Annotated in this window: 17 protein-coding genes; 12 read left to right on the top strand and 5 right to left on the bottom strand. The window is 45.2% G+C overall.

The genetic code is table 11. From position 1 onward, the window contains the following. Positions 1 to 46 precede the first annotated feature (46 nt). From NYR53_RS23630 to NYR53_RS23595, 8 genes are all read left to right on the top strand, one after another. Complete coding sequence (locus NYR53_RS23630; RefSeq protein WP_261301592.1) at positions 47 to 2,860, top strand: alpha-L-rhamnosidase; 2,814 nt, start codon at positions 47 to 49, stop codon at positions 2,858 to 2,860. Further along, the gene (locus tag NYR53_RS23625) at positions 2,857 to 5,163 is read left to right on the top strand and encodes a glycoside hydrolase family 2 protein (RefSeq protein WP_261301591.1); all 2,307 of its coding nucleotides are present in this window, start codon (positions 2,857 to 2,859) and stop codon (positions 5,161 to 5,163) included. The genes NYR53_RS23630 and NYR53_RS23625 overlap by 4 nt, the downstream gene beginning before the upstream one ends. A 133-nt stretch (positions 5,164 to 5,296) precedes the next feature. Next, positions 5,297 to 7,120, top strand: a complete 1,824-nt coding sequence (locus NYR53_RS23620) for a cache domain-containing sensor histidine kinase (protein WP_261301590.1) — start codon at positions 5,297 to 5,299, stop codon at positions 7,118 to 7,120. A gap of 33 nt (positions 7,121 to 7,153) precedes the next feature. Then, positions 7,154 to 8,728 (top strand): response regulator, encoded by a 1,575-nt coding sequence (locus NYR53_RS23615; protein ID WP_261301589.1) that lies wholly within the window; start codon positions 7,154 to 7,156, stop codon positions 8,726 to 8,728. Between the two features lie 162 nt (positions 8,729 to 8,890). After that, on the top strand, positions 8,891 to 9,784 hold the full coding sequence (locus NYR53_RS23610) for an ABC transporter permease (protein ID WP_261301588.1): 894 nt from the start codon (positions 8,891 to 8,893) through the stop codon (positions 9,782 to 9,784). A 2-nt stretch (positions 9,785 to 9,786) separates the two neighbouring features. Further along, a complete protein-coding gene (locus NYR53_RS23605; protein ID WP_261301587.1) occupies positions 9,787 to 10,656 on the top strand; it encodes a carbohydrate ABC transporter permease in 870 nt (289 codons plus the stop codon). A 70-nt stretch (positions 10,657 to 10,726) separates the two neighbouring features. Continuing rightward, positions 10,727 to 12,319: a type 2 periplasmic-binding domain-containing protein gene (locus NYR53_RS23600; protein ID WP_261301586.1), complete on the top strand. Its 1,593-nt coding sequence runs from the start codon at positions 10,727 to 10,729 to the stop codon at positions 12,317 to 12,319. A 71-nt stretch (positions 12,320 to 12,390) separates the two neighbouring features. Next, the gene (locus NYR53_RS23595) at positions 12,391 to 15,036 is read left to right on the top strand and encodes a glycosylhydrolase-like jelly roll fold domain-containing protein (protein ID WP_261301585.1); all 2,646 of its coding nucleotides are present in this window, start codon (positions 12,391 to 12,393) and stop codon (positions 15,034 to 15,036) included. A gap of 150 nt (positions 15,037 to 15,186) precedes the next feature. Here the strand turns inward: NYR53_RS23595 and NYR53_RS23590 are convergent, their stop codons facing one another. Beyond that, complete coding sequence (locus tag NYR53_RS23590) at positions 15,187 to 16,413, bottom strand: cytochrome P450 (RefSeq protein WP_261301584.1); 1,227 nt, start codon at positions 16,411 to 16,413, stop codon at positions 15,187 to 15,189. A 234-nt stretch (positions 16,414 to 16,647) separates the two neighbouring features. On the opposite strand from NYR53_RS23590, the gene NYR53_RS23585 reads away from it, so the two are divergent. Then, complete coding sequence (locus NYR53_RS23585; RefSeq protein WP_261301583.1) at positions 16,648 to 17,190, top strand: PadR family transcriptional regulator; 543 nt, start codon at positions 16,648 to 16,650, stop codon at positions 17,188 to 17,190. A 1-nt stretch (position 17,191) separates the two neighbouring features. Here the strand turns inward: NYR53_RS23585 and NYR53_RS23580 are convergent, their stop codons facing one another. Then, positions 17,192 to 17,731, bottom strand: coding sequence for a TetR/AcrR family transcriptional regulator (locus tag NYR53_RS23580; protein WP_261301582.1), 540 nt, complete (start codon positions 17,729 to 17,731; stop codon positions 17,192 to 17,194). Between the two features lie 81 nt (positions 17,732 to 17,812). Then, on the bottom strand, positions 17,813 to 18,622 hold the full coding sequence (locus NYR53_RS23575; RefSeq protein ID WP_261301581.1) for an SDR family NAD(P)-dependent oxidoreductase: 810 nt from the start codon (positions 18,620 to 18,622) through the stop codon (positions 17,813 to 17,815). A gap of 244 nt (positions 18,623 to 18,866) precedes the next feature. On the opposite strand from NYR53_RS23575, the gene NYR53_RS23570 reads away from it, so the two are divergent. Further along, the gene (locus NYR53_RS23570; protein WP_261301580.1) at positions 18,867 to 20,168 is read left to right on the top strand and encodes a prolyl oligopeptidase family serine peptidase; all 1,302 of its coding nucleotides are present in this window, start codon (positions 18,867 to 18,869) and stop codon (positions 20,166 to 20,168) included. Positions 20,169 to 20,222: 54 nt separating this feature from the next. Here the strand turns inward: NYR53_RS23570 and NYR53_RS23565 are convergent, their stop codons facing one another. Together NYR53_RS23565 and NYR53_RS23560 are read right to left on the bottom strand one after the other, a co-directional pair. Then, positions 20,223 to 21,818 carry a sensor domain-containing diguanylate cyclase gene (locus NYR53_RS23565; protein WP_261301579.1) on the bottom strand — a complete coding sequence of 532 codons (1,596 nt, stop codon included), beginning with the start codon at positions 21,816 to 21,818 and terminating at the stop codon, positions 20,223 to 20,225. A 156-nt stretch (positions 21,819 to 21,974) separates the two neighbouring features. Next, positions 21,975 to 22,793, bottom strand: a complete 819-nt coding sequence (locus NYR53_RS23560) for a helix-turn-helix domain-containing protein (protein ID WP_367618572.1) — start codon at positions 22,791 to 22,793, stop codon at positions 21,975 to 21,977. A 422-nt stretch (positions 22,794 to 23,215) separates the two neighbouring features. On the opposite strand from NYR53_RS23560, the gene NYR53_RS23555 reads away from it, so the two are divergent. Then, positions 23,216 to 24,145, top strand: a complete 930-nt coding sequence (locus NYR53_RS23555; protein WP_261301578.1) for an ABC transporter permease — start codon at positions 23,216 to 23,218, stop codon at positions 24,143 to 24,145. A gap of 15 nt (positions 24,146 to 24,160) precedes the next feature. After that, entirely contained in the window at positions 24,161 to 25,033 is an 873-nt protein-coding gene (locus NYR53_RS23550) for a carbohydrate ABC transporter permease (protein ID WP_261301577.1), read from the top strand. Positions 25,034 to 25,124: the final 91 nt, after the last annotated feature.

The following is a 25,124-nucleotide window of genomic DNA, read 5'->3' as shown; positions in this document are numbered from 1 at the left end:
GATTCCGGACTTTAATTATCAATCTTAGCTTTGGGAGGTTACCAACATGTTGAAAGTAGTATCATTGCGAACGGAGTATTTGGAAAATCCCTTGGGATTGGATACGCAAAAGCCTCGTCTAGGTTGGAAACTTCGGAGTGACGGCAGGAACGTCATACAAACCGCATATCAAGTTCAAGCATCGGCAACCGAGAGCTTCACTAACAAGATTTGGGACAGCGGCAAGGTTGAGACGGACAAATCGCAGGGCACTCTGTATGAAGGTCCTGAATTAAAATCGCTTGAACGGATCTATTGGAGAGTTAAAGTTTGGAGTAATCATGAAGAGGAGTCACCTTTCAGCGATCCTGTTTTCTTTGAAACTGGATTGCTGAACGCTTTGGATTGGAAGGCTCGATGGATTGAACCGGAGAAAGAAGTGGATATTCACGCCTATAAGCCGGCTCCGTATATCCGGAAGGAATTCACCGTAAAGAAGGGGCTCAAATCGGCCAGAGCTTGCCTGACATCGAAGGGATTGTACAGCTTTTATCTGAATGGAATCGAGGGCACGGACCATCTGTTCACGCCCGGTTTCACTTCTTATTACAAACGCCTGCAATACCAAGTTTACGATGTAACTCCATTCTTGCAAGAAGGCGCAAATGCGCTAGGTGTCATTCTCGGGGACGGTTGGTGGAGAGGGGCTACAGGCGGAGCAAGTCTAAAGAACAATTTTGGTTATAAAGTAGCTTTTTTAGGACAATTAGTGTTGGACTATGAAGATGGAAGCCGCGAAATCATCGGCAGTGACGACTCCTTTAGAACTTCCATTGGACCCTTGCTTAAATCGGACATGAAAGCTGGAGATCTTTATGACGCCCGAATCAACATAGAGGGATGGAATCAACCTTCCTATGACGATTCCTCCTGGGAGCCTGCCCAGCTCGCAGCCGATGGATTCGACAACTTGATTGGTACCCGAAGCGTCCCGGTAAAACAGAAAGAAAGGTTTACGCCGATAGTATTGCAGACGCCGAATGGAGAAACGGTGCTGGACATCGGACAAAATATCGCGGGCTGGGTCGAGATGGAGGTTCAGGGAGTTGCGGGAACGGAAGTGGTTTTGATTCATGGAGAAGCCTTGGATCGGAACGGAAACTTCACGTTGCAAAACCTTGCGGGGCATGGGACACTAGAGGATTTCCAAGAGATTCATTACATTACAGCTGGCAATGGTGTAGAGAGCTACCGTCCACGTTTTTCGATCTTCGGGTTTCGCTATGTACTCGTTAAGAATTATCCAGGAGAAATAACTCCCGAGAATTTTACAGCTGTGGCGGTGTATTCCGACTTAGACGAAACGGGGGATTTCACCTGTTCGAATCCGTTAATCACGAAGCTGGTATCTAACTCCAAATGGAGTCAGAAGGGAAACTTTATGGAGGTACCTACCGATTGCCCAACCCGGGAAAGAGCGGGATGGACAGGGGACGCCCAAGTATTTTGTAGAACGGCGTCAGATTTCATGAATGTGTACCCTTTCTTTGAAAAGTGGATGGCCGACGTTGCGGCGGAACAATTTGCTGACGGTTCGGTCGGCAGCACAGTGCCAACCGTTATTGGGCATCACAGCGTGGAGGAATGGGAAAGATTCATGGAGCAAAATAACAATCCGATGGTGACCATGCGCAGGCCAAAACCTGGTACAGCCAGTATTCTTGACGGTTCTGCAGGCTGGGGCGATGCGGCAGTTATCATTCCATGGACGATGTATCTTTGTTATGGAGACAAGGCTATCTTAGAGAAGCAGTTTGATTCAGCGAAGGCATGGGTCGATTACATGGCTGCCTGTGCGAAGAATGCGAATGAGCTATACCAAGATTCGCCTCCTTATCAACATTATACGGACGGGGAACTTGACGCTGATTACATCTGGGATACGAGGTTCCATTGGGGGGAGTGGCTTGAAACGGATACTGAGTTTGGTGATCTCATGGCCGTTTTGAGCAAAACCAAAGGAAACCATCCGGATGTATCAACGGCCTACTATGCCTATTCCACCCGATTGCTCTCAGAAATGGCATCTGTGCTTGGGAAGACGGAGGAAGAAGCCAAGTACCAAGCCCTATATGAGAAAATTAGACGAGTATATAATCAGTATTTTATTAAAGATGACGGCTCTATATTGGAAGGCAGGCAGGCCCCGAATGTCCGTACTCTTGCATTTGACTTGGCGTCTGAGGATAAGAAACAAGCGGTCGCCGACAGGCTGGCCGAGATGGTCGAAGAACAGGATTATCACTTGAATACTGGTTTCCTATCGACACCTTTCATCCTTCAGGTGTTGGCGGATTACGGACATGCGGATATCGCTTTCCGGTTGTTGGAGCAGCATACGTGCCCTTCGTGGTTGTATGCCGTTAGCAACGGTGCGACGACCATTTGGGAGAGCTGGAAAGGAATTAAGCCGGATGGTGAGTTGTCAGGATCTCTGAATCACTATTCGTATGGCGCTGTTTGCGACTTCCTCTTCGCGGGTGTAACGGGAATTCGTCCCGTTTGGGAGGCCCCTGGTTACAAGCACTTTATGTTGAGTCCAACAGTGGGAGGTACGCTCACGCAGGCGTCTGCAACGTATGAATCCCTCTATGGAACCATTAAATCGAGCTGGGAAAAAATGAATCAGGGCGTAACCTATCGTTTTGAGGTGCCGGTGAATACGACGGCGACGATCATGCTTTCAGGCAATCAAGATGATCTTAAGGAAGTATCCAATGAATTCCCGGATGCACGATATGAAGATGGACGAATTGTATTTAATGCGGGAAGCGGCAAATATCAATTTACAATTTTGGTAAGGAGAGTGGCTGCACAATGAGAAGATGTATGGAGATGAATGATGCTTGGCGATTTATTCGGCAGAACGAAGAACAAGCTGAAAGTGAATTGTACAATGATGAGCATTGGAATATGGTGAACATTCCCCATACATGGAACGCGATCGATGGAGCAAATGGCTATGAATATTATCAAGGTGCGTGTTGGTACAGAAAGGCTTTTACGGTTGAGCCATCATACGAGGGAAGTAAAGTGTTTATCGAGTTCAATGGATCTAACAGTATTACTGATGTATACGTAAATGGTCAGCATATGGGGCAGCACAGAGGCGGGTACTCCACCTTCAGGTTTGACATGACAGACGTCGTTAAACATGGAGCTGAAAATGTACTTGCGGTAAAAGTTGACAATACGGTTGTGGATGACGTTTATCCTCAGAAAGCAGACTTTACCTTCTACGGGGGGATTTACCGCGATGTGAAAATGGTTGTTACGGATCCTGTTCATTTTGACTTGATGGATTATGGTTCAAATGGCGTATATATTGTTCAGGAAGAAGTATCTAAGGAAAAAGCCCAACTGAACATTCGATCAAGACTTGTAAATGACAGTCATGAAGAGAAAAAAGTTAGACTTTGGGCGGATATTCTCGATGCTGATAATCGTATTGTAACCTATGCCTCTAAGGAAGTTATCCTGGCTGCGGGAGAAACCAAAACAGAAGAGCTGCCTTGCGTTATTGACAATCCAACACTATGGCAGGGTAGAAAAAATCCTTATATGTACAGTGCCAACATTTCAATGACTAGCTTTAATGACACGATCGATGAATTATCGATTCCTTTTGGAGCCAGATACTTTCATGTTGATCCTGAAAAAGGCTTCTTCTTAAATGGCGAGCATCTGCCTTTGCATGGTGTATCAAGACACCAAGACAGAAAGGATATGGGCTGGGCCATTACGGAACAAGAGCAAGTCGAAGATATGGCATACATTCAAGAAATCGGAGCATCCTCCATTCGGTTAGCCCATTACCAGCACAGCCAATATTTTTATGATTTGTGTGACAAAGAAGGTATGGTGGTATGGGCTGAGATCCCCTTCATTTCGGTTATGTCGCAGAATGAATTGGAAGGGATTAATGCGAAGCAGCAGATGGTAGAATTGATCAGACAGAACTATAATCATCCTTCCATCGTATTCTGGGGGATACAAAACGAAATTCAAATCGGCGGTGAACGACCGGAGGTTAGAAGACTCGTTAGAGAGTTACATGAATTGACGAAAAAGGAAGACCCAACTAGGCTAACGACGATGGCCAATGTTTTATTTGTCAATGAGGAAGATGAATATAACCGTATGACGGATGTGATTGGTTACAATAAATATTATGGTTGGTATCACGGTAAGACTGAGGATTTTGCGCCTTGGCTTGATAAGTTTCACAGCATTAACCCCGATGTGCCGTTGTGTATATCCGAATACGGGGCAGAAGGTATAGTCCAATACCACAGTACGGATCCAAAGGTAAAAGATTACACGGAAGAATATCACGCCCTGTTCCATGAGAAGGTTTGGAAGACCTTCGAGGAGAGACCTTTCCTTTGGGCTACTTATGTATGGAACATGTTTGATTTCGGAGCGAATATCAGAGATGAAGGTGGAGTCAAGGGGAGAAACAACAAGGGTCTTGTCTCCTATGACAGAAAGATCAAGAAGGATGCCTTCTACATGTATAAAGCTCATTGGTCTGAGGAAAAATTTGTTCATATCACCAGTAAACGCCATATTGATAGAGCAGAGGGCAGCATTCATGTTAAGGTGTATACAAACTGCAATCAAGTAACGCTATACGTAAATGGAAATGAATTTCAATCTAAAACAAATGATGATAAAGTTTTCGTCTTCGAAAATGTATCCCTGGCTGAGGGCATGAATGAAATACGTGCAGTGGCCAATGAAGATAATGCTCAATACGTAGATATTGCAAAATTTAATAAGGTGAATGAACCGAATCCAAGTTATGAAGCCCCTGTAGAGGAAAAAGGCGGCGAAGTTACTAACTGGTTCCAAATGCCTGATTTAGATGGAGAGATCGAGGAGTTACAGTTTACGGACGATGTTTACTCCAGTCGTTGCACGTTTAAAGAGCTTTTTGAGAATAAGGATGCGGAAGCGGTCTTAAATAAATATTTAGGAGAAGGTTTTAGAGCGCAACCAACGTATGGCATGACGCAAGGATTTAAGATCGATATGTTGGCGGAAATGGCGCCTGAACACTTCACTGAAAAGCTGTTATATGCACTAAATAGAGAACTGACAAAAATTAAGAAGAACAAGTAATATCAAGAAGGTTTGAGCAGGCAAGGCGCCTGTTCAAGCCATCTTTGTTTTTCATAATCATAAGGATCTTTACAAGGGACCATTGCCGCGTACAATATGAGGAGACGACATAAGAGCCGAGGAAGTGCCACATATGAAGCAGAGCAACTGGATAGGAAGAATCATTTCAACGATAAGAAATATGAAGCTCCAGAGTAAGCTGATGGGGGGGTATCTACTTGGTTGCGTGATTCCAGTTCTAGTTGTAAGTACATTAATCTACACGCAATCGGTTGCGGGGCTCGAGGATTCTTCCCAAGAGTTCGCAACGCTGTATACTTCCCAAATTGAGAATTCCTTGGATCAACTGATGCAAGAATACGACAAAATAACCAAATCCGTATTGGTCGACAAAGATTTTATCTCAAAGCTAAGGGATACAAAGAAAATGTCCATGGACGAGTTAATTCTCCAAAGGGAAACGGTTCGGAGTACTTTAAGGCGAGTTGCTCTGCTCAAACAGGATATTGATACCGTCATGCTGATAAGCGCTGATAGCACTGTATTTCAATATACGAATACGGTAAGTACTGTCAACGAAAGTGCATTGTTATCCCAAGTTTGGTACAAGCGAACGCGAAACACGGACGATACGTTCTTTGTAACGGGGTTACATGACCGCTCTTACTACGAGGATAAAGGTGTAGGTGCTATAGTTACTGTAGGAAGGATGCTATTGACCGCAGATGGGGCGTTTGCGGGCTGGCTTCTCCTAGATTTGGATCCGTTCACGCTGCTTGCGCCGAATCCTGACTTTGTGCTGGCTCGTGATAAGTACGCGATGAGTGTGATCATTAGCGATGCCTTAGGGGAAACCGTCTATCACTCAGACGCAGCAAGCGGCAAGGTATCCTGGAAGCATGTTTTGGATTCCGGGATCAATTACACTGGGGACGTGAGCGATAAAGATCGCATCATCATTTCTGGAAGTACGAAATTAGGGCAGCTGATTATTAAGACAGAAATTCCCCGCCAAAAGCTGCTGCTAAGAATTCAAAAGATTCAAGCCGTAACAGGCATCGTCATCCTGATCGGGTTTATCATTATGGCGTTCGTTTCAGTTGGTCTTAATTATGCCATCTCCAAGCCGATCAAAAGCTTACGACGAAGCATGAAGCAAGCCGAAGCCGGACAGTATATGCCGATCGAGAAGGTGCAGTCACATGATGAGATTGGCAGTCTAGTCAAAAGCTATAACAATATGATCATAACGATCCGAACATTAATCGAGGATGTGTATATGGCGGAAATCAAACAACGGCAAGCGAAGTTTCTTGCTCTCCAGAACCAGATTAACCCTCATATGCTATATAACACCTTAGAATCAATTCGCATGAAGGCGCTGATGAAAGAGGACCAGGAAGTTGCCGACATGATTAAAATTCTTGCGCGCATGTTTCGGCTTGTTTTAAACAAAGAAGGCAGAAAGCATTCGATCAAAGATGAACTGGATTATACAATTAATTACTTAAAGCTTCAGAATATCCGCTTCGACGACAGGTTCCGTCTGGATATCCGTCTTTCAGATGACATGCTGAAGTGCGGCATTATTCCCCTTGTTTTTCAACCTATTGTGGAGAACAGTATCAGTCATGGTTTTATAGATTATACCCAGTCTATGACGATTGTCATCGAGGGTTCTTGGACGGAGGACGATGGGGTTTTAATTCGGATTATGGATGATGGCATTGGGATGACGCGAGACAAGCAGGAAGAACTATACGCCTTGATCGAAGAGGCGGAGTCGGCCAAATATAAGGTGGAGCAGAGCGAGGAATCGGTCGGCAAAGGGCTTGGTCTCAAGAACATCGCAGAACGCATTAAATTACATTACGGAGATCGTTATTATCTAAACATTGACTCGAAAGACGGGATAGGCACGTCAATCGAAATTCATATCCCTAAAATGTTCATTTAGCGCGATGAAACCGCATGGAATGGGAGGTAGCTTATGAAAGTTTTCCTGGTGGATGACGAGAAAGGCATTGTGGACGGGCTGAAAAAAATCATTGGCCGCTATATCCCGGAATGCGAAATTGTAGGTGAGGCATACAACGGTATACAAGGTGTAAGCTTGATCCAAGCATGCAACCCGGATATCGTGATTACGGATATACGGATGCCGCAAGCTGACGGTTTAGAAATGATCGCAATGTTAAAAGATGTCGATTGTCAGGCTAAATTCATTCTGCTGAGCGGATACGCCGACTTCGAATACGCGCGCAAAGGTATGCGGCTCGGCGTTCAGTTTTATATTAACAAGCCAGTGGAAGAAGAGGAATTGCGTGACTGTGTTCATAAAGTGATGGAGGCTATTCGGGAAGAACGAGCCAACATGCAAGAAGTGGACACCCTCAAAGTCCGCATGCTTGAGAACACGCTGTGTGACATCGTAGACGCCGGCAGCGATAACCCCATTTATGTGAGCGAGTTGCTGCGGCTAGCTCGTATTCCGATGGAACAAGCCAGATATGCCTGTGCACTGCTGGAGTTTGACAATAGTCAGGGTGCCTTGACGGAATACGAAATTATTGAGGTATTTAACCAAGTGGATCAGTTGTTAAAGAGGCAGTACCAAGGTGTGTATCGGTTCCGATATTCTGTCCTGCAAATCGCCATATTAGTAACGGATAGTGGTGTTATTGCTTACAATAAGCTGGTTCATGCCATTCACCGCTTGAAGGAGGAGGTATTCCGGGAGCTTCAAAAGACGATGACTGCTGGCGTTGGTACTGTAAAGGAGCAGTCGGTCGAGATCAGCTTATCCTTTGAGGAAGCCCGTCACGCCTTAAGCTATAAAGTCATACAGGGAGACGGGGCTGTAATTCCATACCCTGATATCATGAACTTGATGGGGGGACGGCATACCATCCCGGAAACGTTGATTGAGAAGCTTGAGGTTGCTTTGGATAATACAGATGAAAAGGAATGCGTGAATCTCATCCATGATATTTTCCGACATATGGAAGCAGAGCGAAGTATAAGTCCGACCAACATCCAGTTGCAATGCCTGAATATATTATTATCGAGTGTGCGCAAGATGTCCTTCCAGCAGTTGCAACAGAACGAGCTTCTGGGGCGTCATATCCTTTCGCTGGAGGCGATTTCGAGGTTTCGGACACTTGAGCGTCTGGAAGCGTGGATGGTTGAGGTTATACGAGGAATTATTTCGTTTAAATTGGAAAATAATATGACCAAGAAGAAAGATATCATTGCAGAAATCAAGAAATACGTAACAGAACACTACAATGAATCAATCAGCCTAGCAGAACTTTCCGCCCGATTTTTCATCAATCCCTATTACTTAAGCCAGCTGTTCAAACAAAAATCAGGGGACACGTATTTGAATTTTCTGGCGCAAACTCGGATTAATAAGGCTAAAGAACTGTTGGAGAAGACGGATCTTAAGGTGTATGAAATTTGTGAGACGGTAGGTTACTCGGATACGCAGTATTTTGCCAGGCAGTTTGAGAAACTTACAGGCTTTAAACCGAGCGAATACCGCAAGAACGCGCTGAAAAATTAAATGTTGGAGGCCCTTTCGCCATGTTCCTACGGTGATGGGGCTTTTATTATTTCTATAAAATGACCTTGTAAATACTTAAAAACGACCCTTTGAGCAATTTCACCCCCAAAGGTATAGTATGTGTAAGCGAATACATGCAACTAGAATTTAGGGGGAATCAAGTTGATCCATCGAATGAAGGTGTTTTGGCCGTTGTATATCATGGCCATACCGGGTATCGTTTTTCTCATTATATTTAAGTACATCCCGCTGGCCGGCTCCGTAATCGCTTTCCAGAACTATTCGGTATTCAAAGGTTTTCTGGATAGCCCTTGGGTAGGTTTCAAAAATTTCGAAACCCTGTTTCATTATCCCGATTTTATCAGAGTGTTCAGCAATACTCTGGTACTTGGATTTCTGCGCATTGTGATTGTGTTCCCAGTGCCTGTCCTATTGGCGCTTATGATCAATGAAATCCGGAAATCGGCTCTGAAGAAAGGGATTCAAACGGCGCTGTATGTGCCACATTTTCTGTCATGGGTCATCGTAGCCGGTATTGCCTTTGATTTGTTCTCATTAAGCGGATTGTTTAACGTGGTGATTGGGTGGTTTCATCATGATCCCATTCTGGTCATGCAGGAAAGCTCATATTTCCGCATAGTTTATGTGCTTACTTCCATCTGGAAAGATGCGGGGTGGGGAACTGTCGTTTATATGGCAGCCATGAGTTCGATTGATCCGCAGTTGTACGAATCAGCGATGATCGACGGAGCATCCCGGTTCAAGCAAATTCGCCACATTACTTTTCCACTGCTGCTGCCTACTGTATTAATCTTGCTCTTGTTGGAAATTGGCAACTTCTTGGACTTGGGCTTTGATCAAGTGTTTAATCTACAGACGCCAATGACATATAGCGTAGGGGATATCCTAGACACTTACGTATTCCGGACGGGTATTCAGCAAGCGCAGTATAGTTTCGCGACAGCCGTCGGTTTATTCCAATCAGTTATCGGATTCATGCTAGTTTACATGTTTAATAGGTTGTCCAGAAAAGTATCAGACGGGGGGTTATGGTAACCATGCTTGAATCAAGAGGGGAAAAACTATTCGGTTCCATCGTTACTTTCATCCTTCTGTTATTATCCTTTATCGCCATTATACCGATGCTTTCCGTACTCTCGACCTCATTCAGTTCTAAACGAATGGTGGATCTGAACCTGGTCACAATTTGGCCGAAGGAATTTACGCTGGCCTCCTGGGATTTCATGATGTATCGACCCGACTTATGGAAGTCATTCTTCCTGACACTGGGCTCTACCGTCATCGGTACGATTCTGGCGCTGCTCGTCACAGCCCTACTTGCTTATCCGTTGTCTAAAACGGAATTCCGTTGGGGCCCCGTCATTATGATCGGCGTCGTGATCGCGATGATTTTCAAGCCGCCAATTGTACCTTATTTTCTTACAGTGCGAGGTATCGGGCTTTACAATAATCCATTGGTCTTGATCATACCTCATATTCTAAATCCGTTTAACCTGATTATTATGCGAAGCTTCTTTAAGGGGTTTTCCAAGGAGTTGGAGGAAGCCGCCTTCATGGAGGGCTGCGGATATTTCCGAATGCTGTTCCAATTCGTACTTCCACTATCCAAGGCTGTGCTAGCCACGCTGGCGTTATTCTACGGTGTTGTGTTATGGAACCAGTTCCAGCATCCTTTGATGTTTTTGCAAGACACGAATTTATTCCCGTTGCAGATCAAGATTCGGCAATTCATCACTGATGATAACATCTTGACTACAGGAGCCGTCTCAACAGCTGGTTTAGCTTACAATGAGCGCACTCTTCGGGCGACAACTGTTATCTTTGCAATAATTCCTGTTGTAGTGGTCTATCCTTTCTTACAGAAATACTTCGTTAAAGGTGCCATGCTCGGTTCAGTGAAAGGATAATCTCTCATTGGTTTTACGACTCTTTGAGTCTTAGAACATATACGATTTCAAATCATAGGGGGAACATGGAATGGTCATTAAAAAGCTTGGGGTACTTGCTGCAGTCAGTGCTCTTGCATTTACAGTAGTAACAGGCTGTAGCGACAAAACGGATTCTTCTAAAGGTGCAAGTTCTTCATCGGCGGTGCCGAACCAAGGGACAGCTTCGAAGGCGGAAGAGATTGTTGATGTTGAAGTTTGGGGTACAAACATCGGCTATAAACCGATCACCAAAGGCAGCAAACTGTATGAATTTTACAAGGAAAAGTTGGGTGTTGGTGTTATCAGTCCCTATGTGGAATGGAACGGTGGGACTGCCTATTTAAATCAGTTAAATTTAAAGATTGCATCTGGTGAAATGCCCGATTTGTTTCTACCCAATTCGGGAATTGAAAATAGTTTGGCAAAAAACGGAGCAATCGCTGATTTGACCGACCTGCTGCCGAAATATGCTCCGAATTTATGGGAAGCGATTCCTAAAGATATGTGGGATGTTGTTAAAGCGAATGATCCTACTGGTCAGGGCAGAATATATTATATCCCTGGTATGGTAGACTACGGAAGATATTCTGGTATGATCCGCAAAGATTGGCTTGACAAGCTGGGTTTACAGATGCCGAAGACACAAGACGAATACGTCAAGGTTTTGGAAGCATTTAGAGATAAGGACCCTAATGGCAATGGGCAGAAGGATGAACTTCCGACTGGCGGCCGTCAAGAGGCGCGTTGGATGGATCAATTGTTTGCCATGTATGGTGTAGCCATGTTTGAAGGCTATCCGGATTGGGACATGTATGATGGCAAGCTGACGTATTCCGCGGTTTCACCGAATATGAAATCCGCCTTGGAGTTTATCTCCAAACTGTACAAAGACGGATTAATTGATAAAGAATCTCTTCTAAACGATAAAGCGAAGTGGGATGGCAAGGTTGCGGCTAACAAGGCAGGGAATTACTTCCACTGGGCAGAGCAAACGAATCTCTATTTGGATAATTTGCAAAAGAACAGTGGTGTGAAGGGGAATTTTGCTTCTCTTCCAATACCTGAAGTTCAAGGTTATAAAGGATTCTATACTTGGAAGAGGTTTACACCGCCAGCTTGGGTCGTGAAGAATCAGAAGGATCAAAAGAAATTGATGGCCACTTTAAAATTATTGAACAACATGTATGACAAGAAGAATTGGAATGCTCTGTACCTCGGCGTGGAAGGTATGCACTATACGATGAAGGATGGCAAAGCCATTAAACTTCCGGATGACAAGAGTACACAGGAAAATCTAATTCTTGATCCGTATGCCAAAATTTCGACCCTTGATTTTACAACCAATCTTCTAAAAAGTACGGCATCTGAAGATAGAATGTGGGAGATTGACCAAACTGTTCAAATCATGCAGGATGCTCAGAAGTATGCGAAAGTCATTGCTGGAGACGGCATGCCGGCCAGCGTTTATGATGGTTTCCCTGATATCAACAGTCGCACGCTCTATATTGAATACGCGAGTAAGATCATTACCGGACAATTCCCGATCAGCAAGTTCGATGAATTTGTAGAGAAGTGGAACAAATCGGGTGGTGAAGAGGTTACGAAGCGTGCAAGAGAATGGTATGCAAAAGTGAAAAAATAATAATTTGATCAAGAATATCCGCCTTGCTTCGATTCGAAGACGGGCGGATATTTCATTAACAGGAGGAAATCATGAGTAATCGTCTTAAGGAAGTGCTTGAGGGCCAAGAACAAAATTATATCCTTCCCTTTCTCTGGCAGCATGGCGAGGAAGAGCAGGTGATACGCGAGGAGATTGCCCGAGTTCATGAAGCTGGCATCGGAGCCGTTTGCATCGAAGCTCGTCCTCATCCTGATTTTCTAGGACCGAAATGGTGGACGGATATGGACATTATTATGGAGGAAGCGCGGAATCGGGGCATGAAGGTATGGCTGCTCGATGACGATCATTTTCCAACGGGCCACGCGGCAGGTAAGGTGAAGGACGCTCCGGAAGAGCTGCATCGCAAGTTTTTGGGTGAACGTTACATCGATACGATCGGTCCTGCCCAAGGAACGTCTCTGCTGCTGGATACTTTGCTGATGCGCGGGCTTCGACCGACCATCTCGGATGGCCAAAAAGCGATCGGTAAAAATAAGCTAATTTCCGTTGTCGCGGTCCGTCGAAATCCATCCGATGGAACATTACTCAGCGACTGTATCGACATCACTGAATTCGTGCATGACGGTATCCTATACTGGGATATCCCTGAAGGATATTGGCGAGTATTTATTATTTCCGAAAATAAGGATGGCGGCAGCCAGCAGCAGGAAGATCATCTGAACCCGCTGGATCGGGGTTCCGTTCGTATTCTGATCGATGCGGTTTATGAAGCTGTGTATGAACGATACAAGGCGGATTTCGGGAAAACATTCGCCGGCTTCTTCTCGGACGAACCCGGATTTTACAATGATAAGACCACCTTCGACTTCCATTCGAAGCCCGGAAAAAAAGGGGTGCCGCTTCCCTGGAGCAGTGAAATGCCGGCCTTGCTGGAGGAGGCGTTGGGCGAGGATTACCGTAAGCTCCTGTATCTGCTCTGGCACGATGCGGGAGAACAGACACATATCGTACGGTATACCTATATGAATATTGTCAGCAAGCTTTATGCAGAAAACTTCTGCAGCCAAATCGGAGAGTGGTGCAGATCGCGTGGGGTAGAATATATCGGACATGTACTCGAAGACAACAACGTTCATGCAAGACTTGGCCCCGGCCCAGGGCACTTCTTCCGTTCGATGTGGGGACAAGACATGTCGGGCCTCGATGTAGTGTTGTGGCAAATTGTCCCCGGCTTCGATGAATTGTCTTTCAGCAAGCCGGGGGGAGATACGGACAGCGAATTTTTCCACTATGGTCTCGCTAAGCTAGGAGTGTCTCTTGGACACATCGATCCGAAAAAACAAGGCCGGACGATGTGCGAAGTGTATGGGGCCTATGGCTGGGCAGAAGGCTTGAAGCTGATGAAGTGGATCACGGACCATATGCTCGTTCGCGGCGTTAATTATTTTGTCCCGCATGCCTTTACCCAAAAGGATTCGGATCCGGATTGTCCGCCGCATATGTATGCGGGCGGGAAAAATCCGCAGTACCGCTACTACAAGCATTTAAATCAATATATGAATCGGATTAGTCACCTGATTTCAGGTGGAAGGCACGTGGCTTCTGCGGCCGTCGTGTATCACGCCGAAGCCGAATGGTCCGGGGAAGCGATGCTTTTCCAGAGGCCTATGAAGAACCTGATGCAGCATCAGATCGATTGCGAAGTAGTTCCCGTCGATGTTCTGCTGGATTCGGCAAGCGTGATCGACAGCAAGTTGTACGTAAATCAAGAAGATTATGACTGCTTGATCGTGCCTTATGCAGAAGCGCTTCCGGATGCGATGATTCGGCGTTTGACCCAGCTTGCCGATCAAGGACTTGCCTTACGTTTTGTTGACGGGCTGCCGCTTCGATCGAGCGAGGGCAGAGAGGTTTCCGCTGAGCTGTCCTCTCTTGCTGATCACCGGAATGTGAAGGTTGTAGCATTAGATAAGCTGGCGCAGGAACTTCTTGCCGACGGACATTACGATATTACAGTCGAAAAGCACGAGCCGTATCTTCGGAACTATCATTATGTACATGACGGTTTGGATGTTTTTATGTTCTTTAACGAACATCCGCATCAAACGATCCGAACGAAGATTGGTTTGCCCATCCAAGGCGAAGTTTATGCATATAATGCCTTCCAGAATCAGTTGACCCTTTTGAATGCAACCAAGGAGGAAGGTGCGACAGCGGTGCAGCTTGAGCTTCATCCGTATGAATCTATCGTATTGCTTCACGGAGCTGACCTTGAAGGATATGCTGCGCTGCCACAGTACGAGGTAGGTTCGGAACTTGAGCTGAAAGGGAAATGGACTGTAGCCATCTCTGAAGCCGAACATTATCCTCATTTCAAGGAATGGGGAGAACTGACGGCTTTGACGAATATGAGCGCGCCTGGTCGCTTGCCTCGATTTACAGGCACCTTCCGTTATGAAACGGAATTCGAGTGGAACGAATCAGGGAACCAAGCTCTTTTAGATTTGGGGGAGGTCTATGAAACGGCGGAAGTATGGATAAATGGCGAGGAAGCAGGAGTACGCATCTGTCCGCCATACCGCATTGAGATCGATGGCCTGATCAAGAAGGGTAAAAACAAGCTAGTCATTGAGGTTACGAATACGTTGGTGAAAGAACAACCTGATTTCTTGTCTGCTTATGCGCAGCAGGAACCGAGCGGACTTATTGGGCCGGTACGAGTGATCCGGTTATAATATCCTGTTGGGCAGGGAAAAAGCGCTGCAGAGGTGCAAAATCACGGATGTACGCTTAACCTAAAAGGACCGTCAGGAGGATCTGACGGTCTTTTTTATGCACATTTCGTATTTGCTTTTTATATTGTAGTTCGTGGCAACGAACCGCGATTACAAATTAGACCCAAGCACAATAGGCAAACTCTTTAAAGACTGACCTGTGATAGACTCAGTCAAATGCTCGCCAACGTCGAAGCCATTCACCTGACGGATATCGTCAAAGCGTTTCACAACTGAGGCTATGGCCATATTCGCTTCCATTCGAGCGAGCGGAGCGCCTAAACAGAAGTGCGGACCTGAGCCGAATGACAAATGATACTGATTGCCTGGACGATGGATGTCGAATACGTCCGCACTGGCGAATTGGGACTCGTCCCGGTTAGCGGCTCCAATCCACGCTACGATGGCTTGCCCTGCCTTCATCTCGGGCCCGAAGACGTTGGTATCCTGGGCTATCCTCCGATCCATCGAAGCCGGAAAGCGGAACCGCAGTACCTCCTCGACCAGCTTGGGAACCAACGACAAGTCGGCTCTTAGTTCTTGATATATGCCCGGTTGGTCGTAAAGCATGGCATAAAAAATATTGGAAAGTAGCGTTGTCGTCGTTTCGTTGCCTGCTCCGAGCAGTCCGATGGCTGACATCACCACTTCTTCATTCGTTAGCTGTTCGCCTTCCAGTTCGGCCTTAGTCAAGTCGGTTATAATGTCATCTTCCGGGTGCTGACGTTTCGCCAGAACGATGGGATACAAATACTCGGCGAATTCCTTCATAGCTCTTCCCTTTTGCAGTTCGATGTCGGCATAAGCCTCTGTATTATATGGAAGGAAGAGGATGTCGGACCATTCTTTGATCAGGTGACGATCTCTGGAAGGAACTCCGAGCAGATCCGCGATAACGGTAATCGGCAAAGGAATCGCTAGCTTTTGCACAATATCTACGGTTGGAGTGCCTTCCATTTCAGCTATTAGCTCGTCGATGATGTTCTGGATTCGCGGTTCCCACTCTTTGAGGCTGCGGGGAGTGAAGGCTTGGGAGAGGAGGGCCCGCCTTTTACGATGATCCGGCGGATCGACCAGATTGACGTTGCTACGGCTTTCCAACCTATCGGGAATTGGAATCAAACTTCTCTGCTTTTTGTTGGAGAAAAGCTCGTGGTCGAACAGTACACGCTTGACATGGTCGTATAAAAACACATTCCAAACATCTTGCTGGGCATCATAATATACAGGATTATTGTCTCTCATTTCCTTGTACCAGGCATACGGTTCCCATTGTGCTTGTTTGGTGGCAAGTTTCGTTATTTCGTGCAGCATGATCATTTGTCGGTTCGCATTCATCGTAGTTTCCTCCGAACTGGAATAATTTTCTAGACTCGAATTTGTTCACTCTGTTAATCGACTGGCTTCGCATGATCAGGTTATAAAGAAATCTTTTGTAACGGAACACCTCCTTCATGATTGGCTTTTCAATCATTATATGTTAATCTTACATATGTTAGTTTAACATATAAATTTGGATTTTCGTTGTTTGGATCAAATCTTTCACTAAATATTCACACGAAGGTGGATCATATGTACGCAGACATATTAATACTGGGACAGTTATTGTCAGGTCCGAAGCATGGCTATGAAATTAAGAAAAACGTTCAAGAGGCGCTTGGAGAGTCGTTTGAAATCAACAATAATTTGCTTTACCCCGCATTGCGGCGTTTTGTGGAAATGGGAGCCATTACCAAGAAGGTTGAGAAGACGGAGGGCAAGCCCGATCGGCATGTTTATCTGTTAACGAATGCGGGGGAAGAAATTTTTAATGAGTTGATTCGTGATTTCCCGAGGAAAATGGCCGCCAATCCGATGGAATTTTTAGTGCGCGTCGCGCTGTTCGATCGAGTGGAGACCGATGTGCAGCTTGACATTTTGAACAATCGGATGGCGGTGTTGGAAGAGGAGATGGAGCATCAGAGAAAATTCGACGAGGTCCATTCGGAAAATCGGTTTGCCGTGGAGGTCATTCAATTCAGAATAAAACAAACCGAGCATGAATGGTCATGGTTGAAGCAGTTGATGCACATCGTCCAATCGTCGGCTTCGGAATCAAACAATGTGGAGGCTTAACTTATCTATAAATCGTATCGAAAATGGATGCTATCTTACTAACGATATCAAACCGACCATTGTCGAATTTCCAAGTAACAATTGTGCCAATAATAGCAACCGTAAATGTATCAATTAAATTTTTGGCAGTTTCAGTTGAATGAATTTCATTCAATTCGATAGCCTTATTGATTAAATCAATAGACTGAGGTTCTGCATTAAAATAGGTATAAAAATGTTTACCGTAAAGTTCGAATTCTGCCATAAGAATATGATACATAAAATCAATGCCTATTTTATTAATGGTATTTGCGTAATCCAGAGCATGTTTCTTCAGAATTTGTTTTGGAGACTCTAAACTCATATCAATTACAATATTGTTCTTCACTTGAGAAGAAAACCAATGTAACAATAATTCATTTTTACTATTAAAATGATGATAGAAAGAACCGCGTGTTACTTCTAACTTATTACAAATCATATTAATACTAACATTTTCAAAACCAAGCTCTTTAAACATAGTAATAGCTACTTCACACATGTTATCTTTTGTAGTAATCATATTTTTCAACTCCTACAATGGATTATAGCATAAAGAAAATAACTTCCCCTGTAGGAAGTTATTTTTGATAGAAGATATAAATTAATCCAGAATTTCCGGATTAGACCATCGGGAAGGAGTAATCTTACCAGCACTGGAGCCAGCATCTATTGATATAGCAGTACCACTTATGTAACGTGCCAAATCAGAAGCTAAAAATAGTGCTAAATGACCAACTTCCTTAGGATCACCAAGTCTACCACTCGGAGAAAATATCTTTGCGTATTCATTAATTACTTCTTCAGGTGCCTGTCCCCAAACCGAAGTTCTAAATGTTCCCGGACAAACAGCATTAACTGTAATGTTATATTGCGCATAATCTAGCGCAGCACTCTTTGTTAAACCTATTACGCCATGCTTAGCTGAAGAATAAATAGCCATTGAACTATTACCCAATATACCTGCTAAAGAAGCAACATTAATGATGAATCCACTAGATGACTTTGACTTAAGAATAGCTTGGGCGGCGAACTTCATACCCATGAAGACACCCTTTAAGTCAATAGACAATAATTTGTCAAATTCTTGCGTTGAATATTCATGCGTTGGTCTATTTTCGGCGGCAATACCAGCATTATTAACAAGACCATCTAAACGGCCGTAAGTTTCGACTGCAAAATCAACCAGTCCCTTCACATCTTCTTCTTTGCTTACATCAGCTTTAAAGAAAGATGCTTCTCCGCCTTTCGATTTTATATCCTCAACAACCTTCATACCCTTTTCAACATTGATATCTGAAACAACGACTTTCATACCGTTTTCTGCGTAACACAGTGAAATTGCCATACCTAGGCCATCGGCAGCGCCAGTTACAACGGCAACTTTGTCTTTTACACTTGAAAAATCTGTCATATAATCCTCCATTTTCAAAACATACATATGTATGTTTTTTCTATATTCTAAATTTGATATGCCTTCTTGTCAAGCGTACTTTTAGCTGGCTGGTCAGATGAGCAGTCAAGCAAAAAGTCGTAAAAATGCAATTTTGAAGTCGTTAAATTAGTAGTGTGGATGAAATGATATCCGTATAATTATGAGTATGATTAGAAGCATGCACCCAACAGAACAAACATCACTTTATGTGGGAGGAATTTCAATGGGGAGAAGTTACTACACGATTACGGAGATTACGGATTATGGTCCGTTCATTACTAAACTAGTACTACCGATGCCGGTAAACGTAACGGCAGAAGCTGTAAATCCGCAATGCTTTAGTGTCTATGTGGAACGGAAGGATCAGAAGGGAGAAATCCTTATGCTTCCAACTAGCTGGGTTGAGAAGGATATCAAGAAACCGAGCAAGGGCTACTGCGTGGTGAAGGATGTCTATCCTTCCAGTCAATACGGCCGGCGTACGGAGGAAGGAGAGTACGTGACTCTAGAAATGAAGTATGGACCGAATGATGCCCTATCCGCTGCAATTGCCGCACCGAACGGAATGAACGTGTTTGTCGCCAGCGATTACCGGGTTACCCAGATTGCAGAAGTTCCGGCAGAGGGAAAGAAGCTGACAGGTTTGGTATTCGACAAGTGTGCGGGCAATACGATGAAGCAAGCGGAAAAGTTCTTGCATGGGATTTCCTCCTATGAAGATGAGCCTTTAAAGTATGGCTACTTCGTGCCGCAGACTGGCAACGGCAGACGGCCGCTCATCATCTGGTTGCACGGTGCAGGGGAGGGCGGGCAGGATCCGACCATTGCCTATGCAGGCAACAAGGTGGTGAACCTGGCCAGCGATGAAATCCAAGCCAAGTTTGGCGGAGCTTTCGTATTGGTGCCGCAAACACCGACTTTCTGGATGAACGACGGCAGCGGAGAGTACGGAAGATCAGGTAAGTCCATGTATGGGAAGGCCTTGAAGGCCTTGATTGATGAGTTTATATCCAGAAATGATGCGGCGATCGACACGAACCGGATCTATATCGGAGGCTGCTCTAACGGTGGATTCATGACCATGCGAATGGTACTAGACTATCCGGACTTTTTCGCGGCAGCTTATCCGGTATGTGAGGCGCTGTATAATGAGGTTATCAGTGATGCAGATATCGAGGCGATTAAACATGTGCCGATTTGGTTTACGCATTCCAAGGATGATTTAATAGTGAAACCGGAAGAAACAGCAGTGCCGACCTTTGAGCGCTTGCTCAAGGCCGGAGCGAAGAGCGTGCATTTCTCTTTATTTGACAAAGTCGTAGATCTCCATGGCCTGTTTACGGATGAGAAGGGGGAGCCGTATACATATAATGGGCATTTTTCCTGGGTATATGCCTTGAACGACGACTGTCTCCTTGATTATGATGGGAAGCCGGTCGTGGAGGATGGTAAGGAAGTGTCACTGATGGCGTGGCTGGCTAGGCAGAGGATCAAATATTTTACATTACTCAACTCTAGCAATTAACATGATAATGGCCGGTGTCCCATGAAGGGAATACCGGCCATTTACGCTCATGCATTACACCACTTCGTGCTGATAATCATCAGCCGATTTCGTAAGATTGCGGCCGTCCCGCTTTGCGTTGTACATCGCCAGATCGGCCATTTCGAACACTTGATTGAAGTTATCCCCATGCTCAGGATAGCTCGCCAGACCTATGGACACGGTAATCGGTTTCCCCGTCGGGCTTACTGTACTTTCCACCTTCTTCCGAATTCGTTCCGCCAACTGTCTTCCTGCTAGCAAGCTTTGAGAAGGCATTACGATGACAAACTCTTCACCTCCGAATCTACAGACTAGATCTTCATCGCGTGTCTGCGATTCTAGTATGCGGGCAAGATGAAGGAGAGTTTCATCACCAGTCTTATGCCCAAAGGTGTCATTTACCGACTTGAAATGATCAATATCCAGGATAAGCAAAGACCAGTTGAGGCCTTCCGACATCCACTTTGACAACCGTTCGTCGAGCGCCAACCGGTTCGCTAAACCCGTCAGCTTATCGGTCCGTGCCTCTTCTGACATCTGATCCGCTTGATCCTGCAGCCCTCCGAATGCCCTCATCATTGCCCTGGCTAAGTGGTGTGCTTCATAATTCCAATGATTAGTAAAAGGCGGATCAGTGATCCGCTCCCCGACAAAAATACTACGGGCAGTTGCCGTCAAAAGCTTGAAAGGATGCGTTACTTTCTGCGCGACCCACAAGCTGACAGCCACTAATACACCGAAAAGCGGAATAACTACCTTGAGCTGCGAGATGATGAGCGACCTCATTGCTTCATCCACCGCTGTCGCAGGCGATTGAAAAACGACCCCCCACCCGATATTCGGTATCGCCACATAGCCAGCCAGATAAGCTTGACTGTTCACATCTATCGTTGCAGTGCGTCCTTTGTCTTTCATAAATTGAGCCTGAAGTTCCTCAGCGTCTGGAACCTCGCCAATTCGTCCTTTGTCAGGATTGAACATCAGCTTACCGGACCGATCAACTACATACGCATAGGATCCCTTTTGGCTTCGAATCGCATGATTGAAAATATCGCTGAACACGTTCAGTTCCTGCAAGTATATAAATCCGGCTATGAATCCCCGGTATTGCTTGGTCCTGTCGAATAACGGATGGGAGATCATAACGGTCAACTGCCCTTTGGAGTCCATATACGGCTCCGAAACGAACGGTTTTCTATCTTTCAGCGCTTTTGAGGCAGCAGGGGTATTGATTTTCCCTTCCCTTAATCCTGCGGATTCGGGTGTTGAAGAACGAATAACTCCACTCTCATCAAAGATAACTACTGAATTAAAAGACCGCTGGCCGCTCAACATGGTGCTCAAAAAGTTGGAACTCTGCTCCAGCGTCAGGTCGTTATCCGCAATATATTTCCCAGCCGAACCTAAACTGCGCTGCATGGAATCGAGCAGCATGTTCATGGCCACATTCAAGTTCCGTGCGCCCTCAAAGTTGGATTGCAACGTCGATTCGGTCAACGTATTCGTTTGTGATTTCAGTGCCACACTGGTAAGAATGGCTGTTGTTCCGAGCATGGTAAAAACCAAAAGCCCGATAATGAGAAGATGAAATCGAATTTTCCCTTTGTTTTTAAACATTTGTCCGGCCATTCTGGCGCTCCCCTCAAGTTCTTGAGCCAACACCTTTCTTTCGACATGATTCATCATTTTTCCTGCATGGCATGATAGTTTCGTGATTCGGATTCAAACAATTTAATGATCCATTGAACATCGGAAATGGCAGGTATTGACTTTGATGGCTCATTCTCATTCTGAGGTTCTTTTTTTCATGCTCGCCTTTGACGGAGGATAGCCTTTAATGGATCTGAATACATTGCTGAAATAGCTGATGTCTTTGTACCCGCATCGTTCCGCCACTTCTGAGACGGAAAACCCGCCGCCGGACAGCATCATTTCCGCGTTGTTGACCCGAATGATGTTGATGAAATGCTTGACGCTGAAGCTCGTGCTGGTTTTGAAGAGCTTACCGAGATACACAGGGTGCAGATTGACTACCTTGGCGACGGTCGCCAAATCCAGATCATTCGGGTAGTGGTCGATGATGAACTCCTTGACCTTGTCGATCCGGATATCGAAATGGGATTTCGGAGAATGGTGAAAGGAAATCGCCAGCAATCGGTGGAGAATCAAATGAAAGATGCCCCTCGCAAACATCCGATATCCGGGCTGCATGCCACTCCAAACGCGATTAAACTCAAGAATGTAGTTTAAGATTTCGCTTGAGATTCGATTTTTGGTTACGGTTTCAAACGGAAATCGGATATTACCTGAGGGCTGCAACAGAGTAAAGTTGAAGGCATAGGAATGCATGGGATCATCTTTGAAGGTATGCGCCTCGCGGATACTTCCCTGGGGAATGTAGAGCATATCCCCAGCCTCAACCGTGATTTTCTTGCCATTAATAAAATAATTCGATTTTCCTTCAAGGATGAACGTCAGGTCGTGAAAATCGATTTCCTGTCGGATGATTTCCCAATCAGGGAAACAGCGGCGGTCGACGAATAAGAAAACCTCGGGGACAATTGATTCGAACTGCTCGAAGTACATGGCAAGGATCAGCTCCAAGATTATTCAAGATCGCTTCCTTATTTTTTTGGAAAAGGAGGCACTATGTCCATCATAACATGCACATACGGCGCGTAAAAAGATATTTAATAATTACAAGTTTTCTTGTATTCTTCTATGGTAAAAAAAAGGGCCATTTTATAAAATAATATTAAATAATTGGTGCTTATCCTACAAATGCAACCGCACCAATTTGCGATGAAAATATTTAATAATTACAGGTTTTTATGACTCGGATAACGCGGGGAATGGCAATTGATGTGCCAATTACGTAGGCAATGTAACCGTTTTTCAGAACATCTTGTATGCGGTTTCAGAAAGCGCATACGAATCCAAGGGGCTGGTGATGAAGCGCGATTGCGAAGATTTTTTGGGTGTATGATTTAGGGACAATTTTCCAATAGAAAGTGGTGTGTGATTGTATGTCAGTTGCGAATAAGGCGGTTTTACTGACCCCTCTTCTGAGACACGTCAGGAAAGAGTGGAAGTTGTATTCCTTTCTAATTATTCCCGTTATTTACTTTATCATTTTCAAGTACGTTCCTATGCTTGGTAATGTAATCGCTTTCCGCAAGTATAGAGGCGGCACCAACTTGTTCGGGACGGAATGGGTAGGATTATCTTACTTTACCATGTTCATGAAGGATCCCTCCTTTTGGAGGGCCTTCCGCAATGATTTGTATTTAAGTGTGTTGTATTTAGTCATTCGTTTCCCGCTCACTTTGGTTTTTGCGCTGTTACTTAATGAACTGCGGCGGATTCGCATCAAGAAATTCGTCCAGACCGTATCGTATCTGCCTCACTTTATCTCCATGGTTATCGTCGCGGGCATGGCCAAGGAATTGCTATCCATGTCCGGGCCGATTAATACACTGCTCGCCAATCTGGGTTTCGAGAAAATGGCATTTATTTCCTTGCCGCAATGGTTCCCGACGATTTATGTGACGTCCGGCATTTGGCAGGGGCTCGGTTGGGGCACCATTCTCTACTTGGCGGCGATGACCGGCATCAATACCGATTTGTACGAAGCGGCCAAAGTGGATGGGGCTAATCGGTTACGGCTAGCATGGCACGTTACGATTCCAGGTATTTTGCCGACGATCATGACGCTGCTCATTCTCGATATTGGCGGCATATTGGGGGCGAATTTTGAGAAAATCCTGCTCTTGTACAATCCATTAACCTATGAGTCGGCAGATGTTATCTCCACGTATGTCTACCGGATGGGGATCACCGGCGGGAATTTCAGTTATGCCACTGCTATTGGTCTGTTCGAAGGCGTCATCGGTCTTATTCTGGTCACATCGGCGAACTACATTTCCAAGAAAACAACGAATTCGAGCTTGTGGTAGAAAGGAGCAGTTCTGGTGAAGGAGTCGGCATCTTACCGAGTGTTTCAGGTTTTTAACGGATTTATCATGGCCCTTGTCGTCGTCATGACTTTGTATCCGTTCCTATATCTAGTCGCCCAGTCGTTCAGCTCGGAGGCTGCCGTATATGCAGGGAAAGTAACCATATTCCCCGTTGACTTTACGGACCAAACGTACCGAGCCGTGCTAAGCAGGCCGGAATTCTTCAAATATTATGGCAATACGATCCTGTATGCCATTGTAGGAACGGTGATATCGGTAGCGGCGACGGCCGTCATGTCTTATCCGTTGTCGAAGGATAGGTTGCGCCTTAACAAATTTTTTATCCCTTTCGTCTTATTCACGATGTATTTTGGCGGCGGGCTGATCCCGAACTATATCTTGGTCGCCAAAACGCTGCACATGAGGGATACCATCTGGGCCATTATCATACCCGGCGCCATCAGCGCCTTTAATGTCATCCTAATGAAGACCTTCTTTGCAAGCTTGCCGAACGAATTGGAAGAATCGGCTAAGGTTGACGGCTTAGGTGTTTACCGCATTTTCCTAAGGATTACGCTTCCCCTATCCAAACCGATCCTGGCCACGATGGTGTTGTTCAGCATGGTCTCCATCTGGAACAACTGGTTCGGCCCATCTCTCTACCTGGAATCGAAGGACAAATGGCCGGTCGCCCTCTATTTGCGGCAGATCATCGACAGTGCGATTAATCCGACCGAAGCTGGACTCAGCAGCGATGCGACCGCTCAGATCGCGGCAACCATTAAATCCACTGCGATGGTGTTGACATCTTTGCCGATTATTTGTCTCTATCCTTTTGTGCAGAAGTATTTTGTGCAAGGCATGATGATTGGTTCCGTAAAAGGGTAATTACGTTATGTTTGACTCGGAAAGACTGCAATTGGGGGCTGTTACTAATAGGCATCTACATGGCAGCGTTTCTGTTATATAAAATAAACAC

The sequence above is a fragment of the Paenibacillus andongensis genome (genome assembly GCF_025369935.1).
GTDB lineage: Bacteria > Bacillota > Bacilli > Paenibacillales > NBRC-103111 > Paenibacillus_E > Paenibacillus_E andongensis.
Note: the sequence above shows the minus strand (reverse complement) of the source record. Positions and strands in the feature narration are given on the sequence as shown.

Coding starts and splice junctions, on each gene's coding strand:
- NYR53_RS23575 (WP_261301581.1), bottom strand. CDS start 18,622: ATGACAGATTTTTCAAGTGTAAAAGACAAAGTTGCCGTTGTAACTGGC.
- NYR53_RS23620 (WP_261301590.1), top strand. CDS start 5,297: ATGAAGCAGAGCAACTGGATAGGAAGAATCATTTCAACGATAAGAAAT.
- NYR53_RS23600 (WP_261301586.1), top strand. CDS start 10,727: ATGGTCATTAAAAAGCTTGGGGTACTTGCTGCAGTCAGTGCTCTTGCA.
- NYR53_RS23585 (WP_261301583.1), top strand. CDS start 16,648: ATGTACGCAGACATATTAATACTGGGACAGTTATTGTCAGGTCCGAAG.
- NYR53_RS23615 (WP_261301589.1), top strand. CDS start 7,154: ATGAAAGTTTTCCTGGTGGATGACGAGAAAGGCATTGTGGACGGGCTG.
- NYR53_RS23630 (WP_261301592.1), top strand. CDS start 47: ATGTTGAAAGTAGTATCATTGCGAACGGAGTATTTGGAAAATCCCTTG.
- NYR53_RS23570 (WP_261301580.1), top strand. CDS start 18,867: ATGGGGAGAAGTTACTACACGATTACGGAGATTACGGATTATGGTCCG.
- NYR53_RS23590 (WP_261301584.1), bottom strand. CDS start 16,413: ATGAATGCGAACCGACAAATGATCATGCTGCACGAAATAACGAAACTT.
- NYR53_RS23580 (WP_261301582.1), bottom strand. CDS start 17,731: ATGATTACTACAAAAGATAACATGTGTGAAGTAGCTATTACTATGTTT.
- NYR53_RS23625 (WP_261301591.1), top strand. CDS start 2,857: ATGAGAAGATGTATGGAGATGAATGATGCTTGGCGATTTATTCGGCAG.
- NYR53_RS23555 (WP_261301578.1), top strand. CDS start 23,216: ATGTCAGTTGCGAATAAGGCGGTTTTACTGACCCCTCTTCTGAGACAC.
- NYR53_RS23565 (WP_261301579.1), bottom strand. CDS start 21,818: ATGGCCGGACAAATGTTTAAAAACAAAGGGAAAATTCGATTTCATCTT.
- NYR53_RS23595 (WP_261301585.1), top strand. CDS start 12,391: ATGAGTAATCGTCTTAAGGAAGTGCTTGAGGGCCAAGAACAAAATTAT.
- NYR53_RS23605 (WP_261301587.1), top strand. CDS start 9,787: ATGCTTGAATCAAGAGGGGAAAAACTATTCGGTTCCATCGTTACTTTC.